Raw genomic sequence first — 1022 nt, 5'->3', positions numbered from 1 at the left:
ACCGAGATCACGTGGGTCGGGATGTTTACTCGGCGAGCTTGGCAGTGGCCTGCGCCCACAGGAAGAACTTGTTCGTTCCGAGGTCGCGGACGGTCTTGATGTTGAACGCTGCCTTCAAATGTTCTGCGTCCGAATCGCTTACGCCGTTGAGTGCCGCGACCGGGGCGTCCGCCAATTCTTCGACGGACTTTCCTGCGTAGGCCTTGTCGAACTTACTGTCGATGCCTGCCATCTAAGTTCCTCCGTGTGATCGGTGTATCCCGTATCAGCCTCCGCCGAGTGGCGACGACAGAAACAGTCAATACCGAGGACCGGTGAATGTGCAGGGTTCTGATCAAAGAAATTGCTGAGAAAGTGGTTCGGTGTGGCGCGAGGTAGGTCGTAGCTCTCGCAGTCCTTAGACTGACAGTTCCACCCACCGACACATCCGGGAGCATTTTCGTGAGTTGCAGTCCACCGCGTTCGACAGGCCGATCGGCTGATCAGAGTCCGAAGAGCCCAACGAAACGGGAGAGCTGACATGCGCGTCGTGTTCGCCGGAACACCCGAACCCGCGGTTCCTTCACTGCGTCGGCTCATCGAATCCGCCAACCACGAAGTGGTAGCCGTCGTCACGCGTCCGGACGCTGTGGCGGGCCGCGGTCGAAAAGTCGCCCGATCGCCGATCGGTCTGCTTGCCGACGAGCACGGCATCCCGGTGCTGACGCCGGCCAAGGCGTCCGATCCCGACTTCGCGGCCGAACTCGCCCGCCTCGAACCGGACTGTGCACCCGTCGTCGCCTACGGAAACCTGTTGCCACAGAACGTCCTCGACATTCCGAAATACGGTTGGGTCAATCTGCATTTCTCGTTGCTTCCCGCGTGGCGCGGCGCCGCGCCGGTGCAGGCCGCGATCAGTGCCGGTGACGAGGTGACGGGTGCGAGCGCGTTCCGTTTGGAAGCCGGGATGGATACCGGCCCCGTGTACGGAGTGATGACCGAGCGGATTCGCGACACCGATACGGCGGGCGACCTGCTCGGAC

General features: G+C 61.9%; 2 protein-coding genes. One reads left to right on the top strand and one right to left on the bottom strand.

What is annotated here, in order from left to right; genetic code table 11:
* Positions 1–25: 25 nt before the first annotated feature.
* Positions 26–232: a hypothetical protein gene (locus A2J01_RS32635; protein WP_003944900.1), complete on the bottom strand. Its 207-nt coding sequence runs from the start codon at positions 230–232 to the stop codon at positions 26–28.
* 288 nt (positions 233–520) lie between these two features.
* Between A2J01_RS32635 and A2J01_RS32630 the strand changes: the two genes are divergently transcribed.
* On the top strand, positions 521–1022 hold a 502-nt coding region (locus tag A2J01_RS32630; protein WP_269455349.1), incomplete at its 3' end, for a methionyl-tRNA formyltransferase.

It is taken from the genome of Rhodococcus sp. EPR-134 (assembly GCF_001647205.1).
Taxonomy (GTDB): domain Bacteria; phylum Actinomycetota; class Actinomycetes; order Mycobacteriales; family Mycobacteriaceae; genus Rhodococcus_F; species Rhodococcus_F qingshengii.
The sequence above is the reverse complement of the archived record's forward strand: the minus strand, read 5'-3'. Positions and strand labels throughout refer to the sequence as shown.

Coding starts and splice junctions, on each gene's coding strand:
- A2J01_RS32635 (WP_003944900.1), bottom strand. CDS start 232: ATGGCAGGCATCGACAGTAAGTTCGACAAGGCCTACGCAGGAAAGTCC.